Source organism: Streptomyces xanthophaeus (assembly GCF_030440515.1).
In the GTDB taxonomy this organism is placed as follows: Bacteria; Actinomycetota; Actinomycetes; order Streptomycetales; family Streptomycetaceae; genus Streptomyces; species Streptomyces kutzneri.
In genome coordinates this window covers 4437501-4456478 of sequence record NZ_CP076543.1, presented here as the reverse complement: position 1 = coordinate 4456478, position 18978 = coordinate 4437501, and the positions used below count along the sequence as shown (strand labels likewise).

Annotated in this window: 15 protein-coding genes and 2 rRNA genes (1 of these 17 cut by a window edge); 7 read left to right on the top strand and 10 right to left on the bottom strand. The window is 69.0% G+C overall.

The annotated features are described in order from the left end of the window. Positions 1 to 51: 51 nt before the first annotated feature. The 5 genes from KO717_RS19675 to KO717_RS19655 all read right to left on the bottom strand — a co-directional run bounded on the left by KO717_RS19675 (position 52) and on the right by KO717_RS19655 (position 5262). Entirely contained in the window at positions 52 to 780 is a 729-nt protein-coding gene (locus KO717_RS19675) for a phosphatase PAP2 family protein (protein ID WP_301369571.1), read from the bottom strand. A gap of 205 nt (positions 781 to 985) precedes the next feature. Further along, on the bottom strand, positions 986 to 1987 hold the full coding sequence (locus KO717_RS19670; protein ID WP_437184645.1) for an NlpC/P60 family protein: 1002 nt from the start codon (positions 1985 to 1987) through the stop codon (positions 986 to 988). A gap of 73 nt (positions 1988 to 2060) precedes the next feature. After that, a complete protein-coding gene (locus tag KO717_RS19665; protein ID WP_301369569.1) occupies positions 2061 to 3725 on the bottom strand; it encodes a serine/threonine-protein kinase in 1665 nt (554 codons plus the stop codon). A gap of 61 nt (positions 3726 to 3786) precedes the next feature. Then, positions 3787 to 4590, bottom strand: a complete 804-nt coding sequence (locus tag KO717_RS19660; RefSeq protein ID WP_301369568.1) for a thioesterase family protein — start codon at positions 4588 to 4590, stop codon at positions 3787 to 3789. A 63-nt stretch (positions 4591 to 4653) separates the two neighbouring features. After that, a complete protein-coding gene (locus tag KO717_RS19655; RefSeq protein ID WP_030013149.1) occupies positions 4654 to 5262 on the bottom strand; it encodes a LysE family translocator in 609 nt (202 codons plus the stop codon). A gap of 65 nt (positions 5263 to 5327) precedes the next feature. Here KO717_RS19655 and KO717_RS19650 point away from each other — a divergent pair, with 65 nt between their 5' ends. Beyond that, positions 5328 to 6170, top strand: coding sequence for a pentapeptide repeat-containing protein (locus KO717_RS19650; RefSeq protein ID WP_437184534.1), 843 nt, complete (start codon positions 5328 to 5330; stop codon positions 6168 to 6170). Between the two features lie 186 nt (positions 6171 to 6356). On the opposite strand, the gene KO717_RS19645 is transcribed toward KO717_RS19650, so the two are convergent. Further along, positions 6357 to 7511 carry an alpha/beta fold hydrolase gene (locus KO717_RS19645; RefSeq protein ID WP_367401533.1) on the bottom strand — a complete coding sequence of 385 codons (1155 nt, stop codon included), beginning with the start codon at positions 7509 to 7511 and terminating at the stop codon, positions 6357 to 6359. Positions 7512 to 7909: 398 nt separating this feature from the next. Between KO717_RS19645 and KO717_RS19635 the strand changes: the two genes are divergently transcribed. From KO717_RS19635 to KO717_RS19610, 6 genes are all read left to right on the top strand, one after another. Next, positions 7910 to 8218, top strand: coding sequence for a hypothetical protein (locus KO717_RS19635; RefSeq protein ID WP_008742356.1), 309 nt, complete (start codon positions 7910 to 7912; stop codon positions 8216 to 8218). A 102-nt stretch (positions 8219 to 8320) separates the two neighbouring features. Next, positions 8321 to 9154, top strand: coding sequence for a hypothetical protein (locus KO717_RS19630; protein WP_301369566.1), 834 nt, complete (start codon positions 8321 to 8323; stop codon positions 9152 to 9154). Continuing rightward, complete coding sequence (locus KO717_RS19625; RefSeq protein WP_301369565.1) at positions 9144 to 10472, top strand: hypothetical protein; 1329 nt, start codon at positions 9144 to 9146, stop codon at positions 10470 to 10472. Before KO717_RS19630 ends, KO717_RS19625 begins: the two co-directional genes overlap by 11 nt. Continuing rightward, complete coding sequence (locus tag KO717_RS19620; RefSeq protein ID WP_301369564.1) at positions 10469 to 12031, top strand: SCO6880 family protein; 1563 nt, start codon at positions 10469 to 10471, stop codon at positions 12029 to 12031. The genes KO717_RS19625 and KO717_RS19620 overlap by 4 nt, the downstream gene beginning before the upstream one ends. Before the next feature lie 19 nt (positions 12032 to 12050). Beyond that, positions 12051 to 13466, top strand: a complete 1416-nt coding sequence (locus tag KO717_RS19615) for an ATP-binding protein (protein WP_301369563.1) — start codon at positions 12051 to 12053, stop codon at positions 13464 to 13466. A gap of 2 nt (positions 13467 to 13468) precedes the next feature. Next, complete coding sequence (locus KO717_RS19610) at positions 13469 to 15016, top strand: type VI secretion protein (RefSeq protein WP_301369562.1); 1548 nt, start codon at positions 13469 to 13471, stop codon at positions 15014 to 15016. Here KO717_RS19610 and KO717_RS19605 read toward each other — a convergent pair. The 4 genes from KO717_RS19605 to KO717_RS19590 form a co-directional block, all read right to left on the bottom strand. Beyond that, positions 15013 to 15447, bottom strand: a complete 435-nt coding sequence (locus tag KO717_RS19605) for a hypothetical protein (RefSeq protein WP_301369561.1) — start codon at positions 15445 to 15447, stop codon at positions 15013 to 15015. The two genes, KO717_RS19610 and KO717_RS19605, sit on opposite strands and share 4 nt — an antisense overlap. Next, the gene (locus KO717_RS19600; RefSeq protein WP_301369560.1) at positions 15444 to 16016 is read right to left on the bottom strand and encodes a GNAT family N-acetyltransferase; all 573 of its coding nucleotides are present in this window, start codon (positions 16014 to 16016) and stop codon (positions 15444 to 15446) included. Before KO717_RS19600 ends, KO717_RS19605 begins: the two co-directional genes overlap by 4 nt. A 119-nt stretch (positions 16017 to 16135) precedes the next feature. Further along, positions 16136 to 16252: ribosomal RNA gene (gene rrf / locus KO717_RS19595) — 5S ribosomal RNA — on the bottom strand. 76 nt (positions 16253 to 16328) lie between these two features. After that, positions 16329 to 18978, bottom strand: a 23S ribosomal RNA gene (locus KO717_RS19590) (it continues 473 nt past the right edge of the window).

Sequence of the window (18978 nt, the reverse complement as noted above, 5' to 3'; positions counted from 1 at the left end):
TATGGAATGCGTACGCTCAGGGCTGATCCCGGCCCCACACCGCCACCGGTGTCAGGCGGCGAGGTCGCTCTCGTGCGTACGCTGCCCCGCCGGCGGGGTCTGTGCCTGCGGGAGGCCGACCGGCCGGGGAAGCGCGGCGTTCTTGGCCCGTACGAGCCGGACACCGCGCCGGGAGCGGGCCACCGCCCGCACCAACGGGGTCAGCGCCGCCATGGCGAGCGGCGCGAGCACGAGCACCACCGCGGTGCCGAGGGCGAGGCCGCCGATGACGTCGGTCGGGTAGTGGATGCCCATGTAGACCCGGCACAGGCCCTCGGCGAAGGCCAGCCCGATCCCCAGGAGGCCGAACTTCCGGTTCGCCACGAACAGGCCTACACCCAGGGCCATCGCGAGGGTGGTGTGGCCGCTGACGAAGGAGAACTCGGTGCGCCCGAGCCCCCAGCCGAAGGCGGGGTCGAGGACTTGCAGGCCCTCGTGCTGGCGGAACGGGCGCGGCCGCCCCACGAATTCACGCAGCGGCACATTCACGAGCAGGGCCAGCCCGGCGGCCAGCGGGGCCCAGACGAGCGCGGCGACGGACTCGACGGCGGCGGCCTCCTCCTGCCGGCGGGCGCCGCGCCAGCACCACAGGACCAGGAGCACCAGGGCCAGCAGGATCCCGTACTCCCCGGCCAGGCTCACGACCCGGTCCAGCCACGCCGGAGCGTGCCGGGCGGCTCCGTTGATCTCGTACAGCAGGCTGACATCCACGTTCGGCCCACCTGTTGTGAGTCCAGCCATGGTGATGCGGCCCCTTGCCCTTGCCGTGGTTCCCCTGCGGGACGCACCCCTGTGTGCGCCCCTACGCCCCCCACTTGATCAACCCCCGCGCCCATGGAACGCCCGTTCTGGCTCCTACGTTCCATTCTCCACGCAATGATCACTCCAACGTTATCGAAGAGTGACCCATCGTCGCAGCTCAGGGCCTTTGCATTACGGAGAGTTGCTATGCTGCGCGAGCGGGAGCGGAACGCTCCGGAAGGGCCTCCGCACCGTCCTTGGTCACGCGCGTCGCACCGAAGTAGTCCGGGGTGTCGATCTTGTCGAACCGGATCACGGCACCGGTGTAAGGGGCGTTGATCATGTACCCGCCGCCCACGTAGAGACCGACGTGCCGGATCTCCCGAGAGTTCGTCAGATCATCGGAGAAGAAGACCAGGTCGCCGGGCAGGAGTTGATCGCGCGAAGGGTGCGCCCCGGCGTTGTACTGGTCGTTCGCCACGCGCGGCAACTCGATCCCCACGGTCTCGTACGCGGCCTTGGTCAACCCGGAACAGTCGAACCGCCCGTCCTGATCGGGCGTCCCGTTGCCACCCCACAGATACGGCGTCCCGAGCTGCTTCTGCGCGAAGTAAATCGCCCCGGCAGCCTGCTGCGAGGGCGCCACCCGCCCGACGGGCCGCTCGAAACTCTTGGCCAGGGTGGTGATGGCCTTCACGTACCCCTGGGTCTCGCGGAACGGAGGCACTCCCTGGTGCTGCATCACCGCGCCCGGGCCGGCGTTGTAGGCGGCCAGCATGTTCGCGACGGGATCCCCGGGGACCTTGCTCACATAGCGGGCGAGTTCGCAGTCGTACGAAGCGGCCGAGGGAATGGCGTCGTCCGGGTCCCAGATGTCACGGTCGCCGTCGCCGTCCCCGTCGATGCCGTGCGTGGCCCAGGTGCCGGGGATGAACTGGGCGATGCCGCGCGCATCGGCGGGACTGACGATGTGCGGGTCCCAGCCGCTCTCGGAGTAGAGCTGGGCGGCGAGGACGGCCGGGCTCAGGGTCGGGCAGAGAACGCCCCACTTCTGCACCAGGGCCTGGTACTTTCCGGGCACCGCGCCCTTGGCGAGGCCGACGGGACGGCCGCCGCCGGTCGCGATGCCCGCGGCGGCGGAGTACGTGCCGACCACGAGGAGAGCGACGAAGCACAGACACGCTCCGAAGCTGATCCCGCCGATCACCCAGAATCTGCGCACCCGTCAACCCTCCCCCATCGACCGGTCTTTCACCGGGATTCGCCGCTACGTGTCGGATTCATCCCTTTTGTGGCCCGCTGTCGAAGCCGTCGCATTGAATGCTCTTGTGTTCCGTGTCCGAGACGGCATGCCGGAACACCACCGTCCAGCCACCGGGATCCTGCGAGAGCGGAGGCGCCTTGACGGTCTTGCCGTTCAGCTGCATGGAGAAGTCGTCCGGGTACGTGAGGAACTTCCACTGCACCTCGTCACCTTCGTACAGGTCCCGGGCCTTGGCAACGAAGCCGAGCTGGCGGTTGTCGCTCACATCGGTGGACCGGCCGTTCTCGTCGACCTCGTGCTGCGGCTTCACGACGACGGCCACGTAGTACGGCGGTGCGTCAGGGAGCGCATCCTTGACCCGGTACCCGATCTCGACCTTGCCCGACTTCAGGCCAGGGTCGTCCATGGACCTCGGCAGCGCGGTCTGGAAGTCCAGGATGCCGCGGTCCTCCGGACCACGGGTGCACGTGCGGTGGATGGGGTTGTAGTCGTCCAGATTGGGCTCGGTCTGCCTGATGTACGTGGGCGGTCCGGCCGGAGACTGCACCGCAGTGCCTCCGGAACTCTGCCCGGAAGGCGTTTGTCCCGCGGGCGCCTGCCCGGCGGGCGTGCGCCCGCCGGCCCGGTCGTCCGCACCCTCCTGGCCACCCTGTCCCCCCAGCGGCAGCTTCCACACCGCGACGGCTCCCACCACGGCCAGCGCGACCCCGGCCGCCACCCAGACTCCCGGCCGCCCACGCTTCGGCGAAGCGGCCGCGACCACGCCCCGGGTCGGGGTGTATTCGGGCACCAGACCCGGCCCCTGCGTCCGCATCTCGTGCACCGGCACGGCCTCACCCAGCGCACCGAGCCCGACGTACACCCGATCGTCGACCAGCGCGTCCCGGACCCCGCACCGGGCGATGACCTCACGCAGACCCGGCCGCACCGCCGGATCCTTCGCCACGCACGCCTCGATCAGCCCCGCCAGCCCAGGCTCCACCCCGGCCACGTCGACCGGCTCGTGCACCGCCCGGTAGCTCACCGTCGTCGCCACGCCCGTCCCGAACGGCGGCCGCCCCGTCGCCGCGTACGCGAGGGTCGCGCCCAGCGCGAAGACGTCCGCCGCGGCCCCGGCCTCCGCACCCAGCAAAACCTCCGGCGCCGTGTACCCCGGCGTCCCCGGGGCCTGCCCGTCCTGGGTGAGAGCCGTCTCGCCCACGCCCCGCGCGATGCCGAAGTCGATGAGCTGCGGCCCCTGCGCGCCCAGGATGACGTTCTGCGGCTTGAGGTCCCGGTGCGTCACCCCGTACGCGTGCACGCTCGCCAGCCCCTCCGCGAGCGCCGCGAACAGCCGCCGGCAGGTGTCCGCGGGCAAGCCGCCGCGCTCCGCCACCGCATGACCGAGCGTCGGGCCCGCCACGTACTCGGTCGCCAGCCAGTACGGCGCCGCCGCCAGCGAGGCGTCGATCAGGTTCGCCGTGTACGCCGACCGCACCGCACGCACGGTCTCGGCCTCACGCCGGAACCGTGCCAGCGCCTCCGGATGCCCGGTGATCTCGTCCCGGATCACCTTCACGGCGACCAGGCGCCCACCGGGCGACCGCCCGAGGTACACCTGCCCCATCCCCCCGGCACCGAGCCGGGCCAACAGCGCATGCGCCCCGATCTGCGCGGGGTCGACGTCTCTCAGGGCCTCCACCGGCACGAGCCTGCCACACCGACTCCCGTGCCACGGACCCGGGTTGACGCGAAGAAATGACCTAGGAACGCGGCGCCACGAAAAGGCTCTGCGCGCTCCGCCCGATGGGCCCCTTCTCATCGTGCAGCCGCGCGTCCGCGAGCCCGATCCCGGCCGCGTCCACACTCGTACGGGCCTGGACGCACGCCCACTCGCCCACCGGATGGCGGTGCAGGTGGACGGTCAGGTCACCGTTGATGAACACGTACCGCCCGAAGTCCATCACCGAGCTGATCCCGTTCCCCGAGTCGGCGGCGATCAGCACCCGGTCCAGCGGCCTGGTCTCCTCCCCGGCGACGAGCGGCACCTTCATCCGCATCCAGCAGGTGCCGGGGCCCAGTTCGACGAAGGCGCCCTCGGTGAACCGGGTCTCCATGGCCGAGTGGTAGCCGGTCTCCCACGGCACCGGGAAGAACGGCGTCACCTCCACCTCCCCGGGCGGCGGCAGCTGCGGCCCCGGGACCACGGCCGGCACGGCCTCCTGAGCGACCCGGATCCGCAGCGCCCGCGCCAGCATCACGGGCGCGCCACCCGCCGGCGCCAGGGCCGCCTCGACCACCTCGGTCCCGCGGCCGGCCCGCAGCACACTGGTGGTGATCTCCAGCTCGCCGATCGGCACCGGCCGCAGGATCTCGTACGTGATCCGGGCGATCCGCATGTCCGTACGCGCACCCGGCCGCTCCTCGACGGCCCGCCCGAGCAGCGCGGCCGGCGGCCCGGCATGCTGCGAGCCCGGGTCCCACGGCCCGCGCGTGTACTCGGTGGCCAGGAACCGCCCGGCACCGACCCTCTCGAAGAATCCCTCGTACCCCTCGGAAGCACCCATGCCGACCACGCTACCGACAGGTAACCCCGGCCACCAGCCCCTGCGATCACCCCGGCGACCGCCTCAGCGGGCGAACCCCAGCCCCACCCCCAGCCCCACCAGCACCGACCCGATGGCCCGGTTCAGCGCCTTCTGCGCCTTCAGCATCCGGTCACGCAGCCGCGAGACGGAGAAGAACAGCGCGACCGCCCCGAACCAGCCCAGGTGCGCCGCCGACATGAACAGCCCATAGCCCACCTGCTGCCACACCGGGGTCTGCGGGTTCACCACCTGCGTGAAGGTCGACACCACGAACAGCGTCGTCTTCGGATTGAGCACGTTCGTCAGGAAGCCCGACCGCATCGCCCCCAGCCGGGTCAGCTGCGGCTTCGACTCCAGGTCCACGGTCACCTCGGCCCGCGCCCGGAAGGTGCGGATCCCGATCCACACCAGATAGGCCGCGCCCGCCAGCTTGATCGCGGTGAACAGCGCGGTGGACGAGGCGATCAGCAGACCGACCCCGAGCATCGTGTAGGAGACGTGGACCAGCACGCCGGCCGCGACCCCGGCGGCCGCGAACAGCCCGGTGGGGCGCCCGTAGAGATAGCTGTTGCGGACCACCATGGCGAAGTCGGCACCGGGACTGATCACGGCGAGGAGAGTAATAACGGCGACTGCGATCACTTCTGTCATACGGGGATGCTCACCGCCGCCGCCCCGTGGATCAAGACCCCGAGCACCCGGCGCGACGGAGGACAATGGACGGCGTGCCGAACCACCCCGCCACCTCCGACCTCCCCGCGCTCCCTGTCCTGCAGGCCGACTGCGCGAACTGCTTCGCCCTCTGCTGCGTGGCGCTGCCCTTCGCCAAGTCCAACGACTTCGCCATGAACAAGCCCGCCGGAACTCCCTGCAAGAACCTCCAGCAGGACTTCCGCTGCGGCGTCCACACCCGGCTGCGCGACAAGGGATTCCAGGGCTGCACCGTCTTCGACTGCTTCGGCGCGGGGCAGCAGGTCTCCCAGGTCACCTTCGGCGGCCGCGACTGGCGCACCCACCCCGGCACGTCCCGCCAGATGTTCGAGGTCTTCCCGGTCCTGCGGCAGCTCCACGAACTGCTCTTCTACGTGAGCCAGGCCCTGACCCTCCCGGCCGCCGCCCCGGTCCACGCGGACCTGCGGCGGGCCCTGGCGGAGACCGAGGAATGGACCCGCGCCGACGCGCAGGCCCTGGCCGACCTGGACGTCGGCCCCCTCCGCCAGCAGATCAACACCCTGCTCCTGAAGACGAGCGAACTCGTACGGGCGAAGGTGCCGGGCCGCAAGAAGAACCATCGCGGAGCCGATCTGATGGGCGCCCGCCTCTCCGGAGCCGACCTGCGCGGCGCGAACCTCCGCGGCGCCTACCTGATCGCCGCCGACCTCACCGGCGCCGACCTCCGCACGGCGGACCTGATCGGCGCGGACCTCCGCGACACCAACCTCCGCGGAGCCGACCTCCGCGACGCCGTCTTCCTCACCCAGCCCCAACTGAACGCAGCCCAGGGCGACCCCACCACCCGAATCCCCCCGACCCTCACCCGCCCCACCCACTGGACCTGACCCACCCCTCCCGGCCCCCCTCCCCGGGCCCCCGCCCGGTCTCCCCAGCCCCGCCGGGCCTCCCCAAGCCCCGCCGGGCCCCCTCCAGCCCCGCCGGCGCTTGAGGCGCTCTTCCAGCCCCGCCGGCGTTTGAGGCGCGGGGCCTGGGGCGGAGCCCCAGCAACGGCGCCGCACCCGCCCCCACCCTCACACCCGCGCCAAAAACCCCCGCACAGCGGCGAAGTACCCCTCCGGGTCCCCGACCCGCACCGCATGCCCCGCCGGCAACTCCACCAACCGCACCCCCGCCCTCCGCACCGTCATCTCCCGCGCATGCTCCGCCGACAGCACCCCGCTCCGATCCCCCCGCACCAGCAGCGTCGGCTTCCGCACCCCCAGCCAGTCCCCCCAGTGGTCCCCGTTCAGCCCCCGCTGGGACTCCACCATGTCCTCCACCTCGAACGCGGTCCCCCACCCGTCCGGATACTCCTGCAGAGACCCCTCCAGGTACGGCGCCGCACTCCCCACCCCCGCCAGGAACCCGGCCCGGGTCGCGGCCCGTCTCGGCCACTCCCGCGCGAACGCCAGGTCGCCGTCGACCACCGCCCCGATGTCCTCGACCACCACGGCCCGCACCAGATCCGGCCGCCGCGCCGCGAGCTGGTACGCGTTGACCCCGCCCAGCGAATGCCCCAGCACCACCGCCGGCCCCAGTCCCAGCTGCTCCAGCAGGGCCGCCGCATCCGCCACGTACCCGTCCCGCGTGTACTCCGCCGCCCGGTCCGACCTCCCGTGCCCCCGCTGGTCCAGGGCGATCACCCGCCACGCCGGACCCAGCTCCCCGGCCAGGCGCTCGAAAGCCCCCGCCCCCTCCGCGAAGTGCCCGTGCAGCGCCAGCAGCGGCGCCCCCGGCCCCCCGAAGTCCGTATAGGCGAGCCGCCGCCCGTCCTGCGTCACCATCACCCCCGGCAACGGCCCCAGCTTGTCGATGACCCGCTGCCGCAGCAGCTGGTACTCCTCCCACCGCCTGCGCAACCGCCCGCCCGGCCGCTTCACGACCCGCCCCGGCGTGACCGTCTCCCCCCGCCGGAACTGCTCCCGCGTCAGATCGATCCGGATACCCCCGGGCAGCAGGTTCCACCAGTGGTAGCCCTCCTGCCGGCCGTCGTGGAACACCTCGCCCAGCATCAGGTCCCCGCCCACCAGGTCCTGCACGACGAGGGCGGTGATGTCACAGTGCCCCCAGCCCGGATTCTCCGGAGTCCAGGGGATCTTCGTGATGTCGGAGGGCTCGCAGGTCTCCGCCGACCATCCCGCCCGGATGGCCGCCTCGAGGTCCGCGAGAGTCCATGGAGTCGTCATGCTCCCCAGCCTGCCGCACCCCACTGACAACCCCGCCGCCATGCCCCCGCGCACCGATGAAACGACTGGAAGAGGATCGGACGCATGTCGGCGGGCCGGCCCAACAACACGCCACGCCACTGCTCCGAACGGCGGCCCCTCGGACCACCCCCCGTACGTCGAGACGACAATCATTGCCCGGCGTCACCCCCCGTGATACACAGAGTGACCGCATGTTCTCGCGCCTACGCACCGCCCCTGCCCAGGTCAGAGCGCGGAAGCGGAGCGCGGGCCGCGAGATCGGGTAAAGAGAGCCGTCAAGTCGACGACGGCGGCGGTTTCATCAGCGAAGATAGTGCGTAACCCCTGCCGTCGGGCAAGGGGCTTCCGGAACTACCCATACAGGGGCGGTGAGTTACATGATCCTGGCAGCCGAAAAGGGCGACATCACCACCATCATCGGCGGAATCGCCCCGAACTGGGGGCCTTTCGGCAGTCTCGGCAACGAAGCGAAGGTCATGATCGAGGTGGTCATGGCCGTCGCGATCCTGCTCTGCCTGGGCATCGCCATCTGGGGGGCCGCCAAACAGCGCATCGGGGCGACCGCCCTGCGCGACACGTTCAGCGCGGAACAGGGCAAGGGCCTGATCGTGGCCGGGCTGACCGGAGTCTTCATCATCGGCTCCCTCGGGACGCTGTTCACGATCGTCTACGGGATGGCCGTCTAGCCGGGTCACGCGCCGGGCCCCGTAGCTGATGACGCATCACCACACCACATCCACGCGGGAACCAGCGCTACCGTCGTACGACGCGGAGGGGGCGGACAGGCAATGAGCAACGACGACCAGTACGGCGGCGCCGGCGGCTACGGCGAGGTCGGCGGCACCGGCCAGACCCGCACCCGCCTCCCGGACGCCCCGGCCGACCCCTACGGCCCCACCCGCCGCACCCCGCGCACCTCCCGCAGCCTGATCACCGTGGTCGGCGTGGTGGTCCTCCTGATCGCGGCCATCGCCTTCGCCAACTCGGCCCCCGACACCAAATCGGACCCCGCCTCGGACAAACCCCCGACGGACTCCTCCACGGCGGCCACGGGCACGGACCCGGTGACGGGCAAATCGGCAGGCATCCCCAAGGGCTTCGCCCACGACGAACAGGGAGCCCAGTCGGCCGCCGCCAACTTCGCGGTGGCACTCGGTTCTGACGCCATGTTCAAGAAGAACACCCGGCACACCTTGGTGGACGGGATCTACGCACCCGACGTGGCATCCCGCCTGAAGGGCCCGCAGGACGAGGCCTACTCGGCCGACTTCCTCGCAAAGCTGGGGCTCGACGCCAACGGCAACGCCCCGCAGGGCAGCACCTTCGTCACCCGTACCGTCCCGATCGGCACCCGCGTGGAGAGCTACACGCCGACCACGGCCAAGATCGCCGTCTGGTACACGGGTCTGATCGGCATGTCCGGCCCCAAGTCCACCGACCCCGTGCGGACTCTCTGGAAGACCTGGACCTTCGAACTGAGCTGGATCGGCGAGGGCTGGAGAGTCATCGACGACACCCAGCAGGACGGGCCCGCCCCGGTTCCCGGCGATGTCCCTGTGTCGACGTCCGACGACATGAGCAAGGCCATCAAGGAATTCGGGGGATTCACCTATGCCCGCTAGCCTCCGGCTCCCCGCCCGGCTGAGCCTGATCGCCTCCGCCCACCTCGCCGTCGTAGCCATGGCCACCCGCGCCCACGCCGCTCCCGTGCCGACGCCGACACCGACCGCCACACCCCAGGCGACCGCTGACCCCTGCGCACTGCTCGACGGCCCCTCCAAGCAGTACTGCCAGAGCGGAACGGGCACATCCGGCGGCACCCCTGGGACGGGACTGGCACCCAGCGACGGCGGAGACGCCCTCAACCCCCTCGCCTCCCTCGCCCGCGGCTGCGCCGACGCCGCCGCCTGGATCGTCACCAAGCTCAGCGAAGCGGTAAACGGCTCGGCCGAGGTCGACTTCACCAACCCCGCCTTCCTCAAGCAGTACTCCGTCGTCTTCGCCGCCTCCACCATCCTCACCCTCGTCCTCTGGCTCTTCGCCGTCGCCAAGCGCGCCGTCCGCGGCGTCCCCCTCACCACCGCCATGTCCGAAGCCATCGGCTTCCTCTGGCTCACCGTCCTCGCCTCCGCCTTCACCCCCCTCATCCTCTACACCGTCGTCTCCGCCACCGACGGCGTCACCGCGGTCATCGCCTCCGCCTCCGGCGGCCAGACCGACGTCTTCTTCGGCTCCTTCTCCGAAGCCCTCAAGAAGGGCGACGACATCGGCGGCGGCCCGATCATGCTGATCGTCGTCGCGCTCGTCACCGTCCTCGCCGCCGGCGTGCTCTACCTGGAGCTGTTCATCCGGGCCGCCCTCCTCTACGTCGGCGCCCTCCTCGGCGTCGTCGTCTACTCCGGGCTCGTCGACCGCAACCTCTGGGGCCACGTCCGCCGCTGGGCCGGCATCATGATCGCCGTCATCCTCGTGAAGCCGGTCATCGTCATCGTCCTCGGCCTCGCCGGCGCCCTGACCGGCGAGAAAGGCCCCAACGCCTTCTCCGCCGTCGTCACCGGCCTCGCCATCATCCTCCTGGCGATCTTCGCCTCCGCGATGATCTACCGCTTCGTCCCCGGCTTCGGCGACGAGATCGCCTCCGCCCGCTCCAACCGCAGCAAGGCCACCGACGGCGCCCAGGCGGCCGCCGTCATCAGCTCCCCGGCCTCCCTCGTCTCGCAGGGCATCAAGACCCACAGCAGCCGCGGCGCCCACCGCGGCGGCGACGGCGGCGGCGGCAACAACGCCCCCCGCCCCGCCAACCCCATCTCCGGAGGCGTGGCCGCCCACAGCAGCCGACCCACCTCCGGCGGCGGAGCCGGCGGCGGATCTGTCCCCTCCGCCGCACCCCCGCCCCGCACGAGTTCGAGCACGAGGAACACAGGAGGTGACGGGCGTTGACGACCCAGTCCCACCAGCTGCACCCGGTCGCGCCCCGCCGCACGTATCTCATCGGCCGGGCCCGGCCGAACGCGATCGTCGGCAAGAACCGCGAGACCGGCGAGATCGCCCTGATCATCGCCGGGGCGTTCTTCGGCATGATGAGCGGACTACTCGTCCCCGACCTCACCCTGCGCATCGTCAGCCTCGCCGGCTTCCCCATGATCGCGCTCGCCGCCGTGTACGTCCCGTACAAGGGCCGCACCTTCTACCGCTGGTTCGAGATCAGCCGCAGCTACAAGCGGACCCTGCGCCGCGGCACGACCTACCGCTCCGGCGCCATGGAAGCCGGCATCCGCGGCTCCGACGGCCGCGAGGTCGAGGTCGGCCCGCCCCCCGGCATCGGCCGCATCAACTGGCTCGCCGCCCCCTTCGGCCCCGACGAGATCGCCGTCCTCCTGCACGCGGACCGCCGCACCGTCACCGCCGCCATCGAGATCGAGGGCCCCGGCGTCGGCCTGCGCGACAGCGAGGACCAGGAAGCCCTCGTCGACCGCTTCGGCACCCTCCTCAAGCACGTGGCCAACGGCGACGGCTTCGTCACCCGCCTCCAGATGCTCGCCCGCACCCTCCCCGCCGACCCCGACGCACACGCCAAGGACGTGGCCCAACGAGGCGACACCCAGGCCCCCGGCTGGCTCCGCGACTCCTACGACCAGCTCCAGTCGATGGTGTCCACCTCCTCCGAGCAGCACCGCGCGTACCTCGTCTCCTGCATGCACTACACGCGCGAACTCGCCGCCGAGGCCAACGCCATCGCCCGCGCCGGCACCCCCCACAAGGGCCGCAAGCTCGACCGCGACGCCGGCCTCGCCATCGTCATGGCCCGCGAGCTCACCGACATCTGCGCCCGCCTCGCCGAAGCCGACATCCGCGTCCGCCAGCCCCTCGGCCAGGGCCGCCTCTCCTCCCTCGTGCACTCCATGTACGACCCGGACCACCCCATCGACCACATCCAGGCCATGACCAAGCGCAACGCCTGGCCCGCCGAGCTCGACGCCGTGGAGCCCACCTTCCTCCAGGCCAAGACCCGCGAGTCCTCCACCCGCGCCCCCTGGTGCCACGCCACCGCCTGGGTCAAGGAGTGGCCGATGACGCCCGTCGGCGTCAACTTCCTCGCCCCGCTGCTCGTCCACACCCCCGACGTGATCCGCACCGTCGCCGTCACCATGGACCTCGAGCCCACCGAGGTCGCCATCGAGCGCATGCTCACCGAGAAGACCAATGACGAGGCCGACGCCTCCCGCGCCGCCAAGATGAACCGGACCGTCGACCCCCGCGACATCGCCGCGCACGGCCGGCTCGACCAAAGAGGTGAAGATCTCGCCAGCGGTGCGGCGGGAGTCAACCTCGTCGGGTACATCACGGTGTCCTCGCGTTCGCCCGAAGCCCTCGCCCGCGACAAGCGGACGATCCGCGCCTCCGCCGGCAAGTCCTACCTGAAGCTGGAATGGTGCGACCGCGAGCACCACCGCGCCTTCGTCAACACCTTGCCGTTCGCCACCGGCATCCGACGCTAGCTGGAGGGAAGTGCCGCCCATGCGAGATCCCATGTCCGCCCTGACGGACGCCTTCACCAGCTTCCTCTTCGGCAAAGTCGAAACCACGCGCCTGCCCGTCCGCACCTCCACCGGGCAGGCGCAAGCCGTCTACCTGCCCACCGCCGCCCCCGGACTCGGCGACTCCGGCGTCATCATCGGCCGCGAGGTGTACAGCGGCAAGGGCTACATCTACGACCCCTTCCAGCTCTACGGGCAGCAGCTCCCGGCCCCCCACTGGCTGGTCCTCGGCGAATCCGGCAACGGCAAGTCCGCCCTGGAGAAGACGTACGTCCTGCGCCAGCTCCGCTTCAAGGACCGCCAGGTCGTCGTCCTCGACGCCCAGGGCGAGGACGGCGTCGGCGAGTGGAACCTGATCGCCCAGCAGCTGGGAATAACCCCCATCCGCCTGGATCCGATCGCCGCCAACGACGACGGGATCCGCCTCAACCCCCTCGACCCGGCGATCACCGCGACCGGGCAGCTCGCCCTGCTCCGGACCATCATCGAAGTCGCCATGGGCCACGGCCTCGACGAGCGCGCCGGCTTCGCCCTCAAGGTCGCGCACGCCTATGTGGTGGACACCATCACCACCCGCCAGCCCGTCCTGACCGACATCGTGGAGCAACTGCGTCACCCCGAGCCCGAATCCGCCCTCGCCATGAACGTCGACATAGACGATGTCCGGGCCTGGGGCCTCGACGTCGCGCTCGTCATCGACCGCCTCGTCGACGGCGACCTGCGCGGCATGTTCGACGGCCCCACCACGGTCGGCATCGACCTCGACGCCCCGCTCATCGTCTTCGACCTCTCCCACATCGACCGCAACTCCATCGCGATGCCGATCCTCATGGCGATCGTCGGCGTCTGGCTGGAGCACACCTGGATCCGCCCCGACCGGAAGAAGCGCATCTTCCTGGTCGAGGAGGCCTGGCACATCATCAACAGCCCCTTCGTGGCGCAGCTGTTCCAGCGCCTGCTGAAGTTCGGCCGCCGCCTCGGCCTGTCCTTCGTCGCCGTCGTCCACCACCTCTCCGACGTCGTCGACGGCGCCGCAGCACGCGAAGCCGCGGCCATCCTCAAGATGGCCTCGACCAGAACCATCTACGCCCAGAAGGCCGACGAGGCCCGAGCCACCGGCCGCGTCCTCGGTCTGCCCCGCTGGGCGGTGGAAATCATCCCGACCCTCACCCCCGGCATCGCGGTCTGGGACGTCAACGGCAACGTCCAGGTGGTCAAACACCTGATCACCGAAGCCGAACGCCCCCTCGTCTTCACCGACCGTGCCATGACCGAGTCCTCCACCCCCACCCGCCTCCCCGCCGACATGCTCGCCGCCGAACTGGAGGCGGAGGAACGGGCCCTGTCCATCGAACGCCGCCGCGGCGGCCCCGGATCCGCGACCACGGTGGCCTGACCATGCACGAGGCACGACGTACGGAGCCCCCCGCACGCGGCGGCGGCATCCCGGACGGCCTGCTGGTCGGCCTCCTGGCCTTCCTCCTGGGCCTCGCCGTCCTCGTCTGGTCGGCCACCGGCCTCGCGGCCGTCCTCGCGCACGGCGCCTGGCCCGACACCGTCACCTTCACGCGGACCCCGGGAGCCGTCCGCGCCCTGATAGCGCAACCGCACGACATCCCCGCCGCCTGGCCGGACACCGACCCGGCGGTCCTGTCGGGCTGGGGACTCTTCTGGGGCCTGTTCGTCGGCCAGCTCCTGGTGATGTTCGTACTCACCGTCTTCGCCATCGGCGTGATCGCCCGCACCAAGTCCCGCCGCGCCCTGGCCGACCACCTCACGGCAAACCCGCCGGCCCCGGCGGCCACCGCTCCAGCCCCGCCGGCGTTCGAGGCGCAGGGGTCGGGGGGCAGCGCCCCCACTCCAGCCCCGCCGGCGTTTGAGGCGCGGGGGTCCGGGGGCAGCGCCCCCGGCAACGGCGCCGCACCCGCGGCCACCGCACCGTCCGACGAGGCCTACCGCTACGGCTTCGGCTACGCCCCCCGGCCGGCCGCAACCGCAACCGCAACCACCCTCCCGCCCACCGAACCGCCGACAGCGACCGGCATCATCTACGGCGGCCCGAACGACCGCTTCCGCGCAACCGCCCACCGCGTCACCGAGATCGAGGGGGCGGCCCTCATCGTGACCTCCTCCCCCACCCTCTGGGCCGAGACCAAGGACGCCCGCGCCAAACTCGGCCCGGTCCTCCTCTACGACCCCTCCCACCTGTGCGACACCCCGGCCCGCATGCACTGGAACCCTGCCGAGGGCTGCGCCGACCGCGACACCGCCGCCGCCCGCGCGATCGCCCTGCTGGCCCCCGTACGCCCCCAGGCCCGTATGGACGCGGCAGTGGCCGACACCGCGGAAACCCTCCTGCGCAGCTGGCTCCAGGCCGCCGCACTGGACGACCGCCCGTTCAAGCTGCTGCACCGCTGGGCCCAGGGCAACAGCGCCCAGGACCCGGTCCGCGTCCTGCGCACCCACCCCCAGGCCGCCCCCGGCGCGGCCGGCGAACTGGAGAGCGCCCTCACCGCACACCCCGAACGCCGCGAGCTCGCCCAGAGCCTGACGGCCCGTGCCCTGTCCTGCCTGACCTCGATCCACATCCGCGAGGCCTGCAACCCGAACCGAGCCGATGCCCTCGCCCTGGCATCATTCGTCGCCGAAGGGGGCACCCTCTACCTGGTGGGTGAAGCTCTGGAGGATCCCCGCACCCACCCGGGTGCGATGCCCTTGCTCACCGCACTCGCCTCTCACGTGGTCGAGCACGGCCGCCGCATGGCCGCACGGTCATCCCACGGTCGGCTCGACCCACCACTCTCCCTGGTGCTGGACGACGTGGCCGCCGTGGCCCCGATCCCCCAGCTCCCGGAACTCCTGACCGACGGAACGCTCCCCCTGCTCGCCCTGTGCCGCAGCCGCGAACAGGCCCGCTCCCGCTGGCCGGAAGCCGCCCTCCCCTAGAGGCCGGGCTCCCCTGCGGCGAGCGTTTCCCACGTGTCCGCGTCCGAGACGTACACGGACGCACGATGGTCGAACCAGAGCGCTCCGTACGGCAGATCCCGGACCATCGCCGGGATTCCGGGCTCGAACCGCAGCACGGCCAGCGTCTTCCACCCGTGGGGAATGTGGTCCCAGGGGAGTGCGTACTGCTGGGTGACCGCGACGACGGTGGTGGTCACCCGCTCGACGTCCTTCGGGTCGCCCCGCCGGAAGCAGCAGGTGTACCGCCTTCCCACCGGGACATCCGCGTAGTTGTAACTGAGGAACACCGCCGCCTCGTTCGCCGCCGGCGGCGCAAGCCCCTGCCCGAAGGCCGCCAGAGCCGTCGCGTCGGCATGGCACTGGACCGACAGGAACCGCTCCTCGAGCGGAGTGTCCTCTTCCTTCCTCACCCGCTCGCGCCCGGCCCGGCCGGCCGCACGTAGACGTACTCCCGCTCCTTGGCCCCCGTCTCCAGCGGTATCAGCAGACCGCTCGGCTCGAAGCCGTACCGCCGGTAGAAGCTCTCCGCCCTCGCGTTGTCCTCGTGCACGAACAGCCGCACCCGCTCGGTCACCGGCGCCTCCAACGACCAGGCCCAATCGAGCCCGGCGTCGAACAGCCTCTCCACGAGCCCGCTCCCCCGCTGCTCGGGACGTACGAACACCCCGACCACATGGCCCTGCTGCTGCTCGATGGGCTCACCGAAGTAGTCGCTGCCACCCTGCGCCTCGATGAGCACGGTGACGGACCCGACCCACCGCCCGTCAGCGGCCTCGGCGATGAACTGCCGGGCGCCTCGCCCCTCGGCAGCTCCCGCGGCACGCTGCTGCCAGTACTCGTCGGCCTGGGCGAGAGCCCCCTCCTCGGTCTCCAGGAAAGCCACGGCCGCAGCCGGATCCCGGAGCGCCTCCAAGCGCAGTTCCTTGACCTTTTCCCACTCGTCGCCCCGTACGGCCCTGATCACATAGTCATCGCTCATGTTCGGGATCTTAACGACGTGCCACCGCCGGCTCACCTGCGTTTCCGGCTCGGAACACGCAGGGCCGTGAACGCAGAAAAGCCCCGCACCATAAGGTGCGGGGCTTTCCCACAATGATTGTTCGGCGGCGTCCTACTCTCCCACAGGGTCCCCCCTGCAGTACCATCGGCGCTGAAAGGCTTAGCTTCCGGGTTCGGAATGTAACCGGGCGTTTCCCTAACGCTATGACCACCGAAACACTATGAAATTTGAACGCTGGCATGAACACAGCTGTTCGTTATTTCAGAACTAACACAGTGGACGCGAGCAACTGAGGACAAGCCCTCGGCCTATTAGTACCAGTCAGCTTCACCCGTTACCGGGCTTCCACATCTGGCCTATCAACCCAGTCGTCTACTGGGAGCCTTACCCTCTCAAGGAGGTGGGAATACTCATCTTGAAGCAGGCTTCCCGCTTAGATGCTTTCAGCGGTTATCCCTCCCGAACGTAGCCAACCAGCCATGCCCTTGGCAGGACAACTGGCACACCAGAGGTTCGTCCGTCCCGGTCCTCTCGTACTAGGGACAGCCCTTCTCAATATTCCTACGCGCACAGCGGATAGGGACCGAACTGTCTCACGACGTTCTAAACCCAGCTCGCGTACCGCTTTAATGGGCGAACAGCCCAACCCTTGGGACCGACTCCAGCCCCAGGATGCGACGAGCCGACATCGAGGTGCCAAACCATCCCGTCGATATGGACTCTTGGGGAAGATCAGCCTGTTATCCCCGGGGTACCTTTTATCCGTTGAGCGACGGCGCTTCCACAAGCCACCGCCGGATCACTAGTCCCGACTTTCGTCCCTGCTCGACCCGTCGGTCTCACAGTCAAGCTCCCTTGTGCACTTACACTCAACACCTGATTGCCAACCAGGCTGAGGGAACCTTTGGGCGCCTCCGTTACCCTTTGGGAGGCAACCGCCCCAGTTAAACTACCCATCAGACACTGTCCCTGATCCGGATCACGGACCGAGGTTAGACATCCAGCACGACCAGAGTGGTATTTCAACGGCGACTCCACAACCACTGGCGTGGCTGCTTCAAAGTCTCCCACCTATCCTACACAAGCCGAACCGAACACCAATATCAAACTGTAGTAAAGGTCCCGGGGTCTTTCCGTCCTGCTGCGCGAAACGAGCATCTTTACTCGTAGTGCAATTTCACCGGGCCTATGGTTGAGACAGTCGAGAAGTCGTTACGCCATTCGTGCAGGTCGGAACTTACCCGACAAGGAATTTCGCTACCTTAGGATGGTTATAGTTACCACCGCCGTTTACTGGCGCTTAAGTTCTCAGCTTCGCAACCCCGAAAGGTCACTAACCGGTCCCCTTAACGTTCCAGCACCGGGCAGGCGTCAGTCCGTATACATCGCCTTACGGCTTCGCACGGACCTGTGTTTTTAGTAAACAGTCGCTTCTCGCTGGTCTCTGCGGCCACCCCCAGCTCACGGAGCAAGTCCGATCACCAGTGATGGCCCCCCTTCTCCCGAAGTTACGGGGGCATTTTGCCGAGTTCCTTAACCATAGTTCACCCGAACGCCTCGGTATTCTCTACCTGACCACCTGAGTCGGTTTAGGGTACGGGCCGCCATGAAACTCGCTAGAGGCTTTTCTCGACAGCATAGGATCATCCACTTCACCACAATCGGCTCGGCATCAGGTCTCAGCCTTAATGAGGGACGGATTTGCCTACCCCTCGGCCTACACCCTTACCCCGGGACTACCACCGCCCGGGCTGGACTACCTTCCTGCGTCACCCCATCGCTTACCTACTACAAGTCTGGTTCGTCGGCTCCACCACTTTCCTTTCCCCGAAGGGTCCGGAACGGCTTCACGGACTTAGCATCGCCTGATTCGATATTGGGCGTTTCAAAGCGGGTACCGGAATATCAACCGGTTGTCCATCGACTACGCCTGTCGGCCTCGCCTTAGGTCCCGACTTACCCTGGGCAGATCAGCTTGACCCAGGAACCCTTAGTCAATCGGCGCACACGTTTCTCACGTGTGTATCGCTACTCATGCCTGCATTCTCACTCGTGAACCGTCCACAACTAGCTTCCGCTGCTGCTTCACCCGGCACACGACGCTCCCCTACCCATCACAGCGGGCGTTGGCCCTATTGCTGCAATGACACGACTTCGGCGGTACGCTTGAGCCCCGCTACATTGTCGGCGCGGAATCACTTGACCAGTGAGCTATTACGCACTCTTTCAAGGGTGGCTGCTTCTAAGCCAACCTCCTGGTTGTCTCTGCGACTCCACATCCTTTCCCACTTAGCGTACGCTTAGGGGCCTTAGTCGATGCTCTGGGCTGTTTCCCTCTCGACCATGGAGCTTATCCCCCACAGTCTCACTGCCGTGCTCTCACTTACCGGCATTCGGAGTTTGGCTAAGGTCAGTAACCCGGTAGGGCCCATCGCCTATCCAGTGCTCTACCTCCGGCAAGAAACACACGACGCTGCACCTAAATGCATTTCGGGGAGAACCAGCTATCACGGAGTTTGATTGGCCTTTCACCCCTAACCACAGGTCATCCCCCAGGTTTTCAACCCTGGTGGGTTCGGTCCTCCACGAAGTCTTACCTCCGCTTCAACCTGCCCATGGCTAGATCACTCCGCTTCGGGTCTAGAGCGTGCAACTCAATCGCCCTATTCGGACTCGCTTTCGCTACGGCTTCCCCACACGGGTTAACCTCGCTACACACCGCTAACTCGCAGGCTCATTCTTCAAAAGGCACGCAGTCACGACCGTCATTCCGAAGAATGACGGCGACGCTCCCACGGCTTGTAGGCACACGGTTTCAGGTACTATTTCACTCCGCTCCCGCGGTACTTTTCACCATTCCCTCACGGTACTATCCGCTATCGGTCACCAGGGAATATTTAGGCTTAGCGGGTGGTCCCGCCAGATTCACACGGGATTTCTC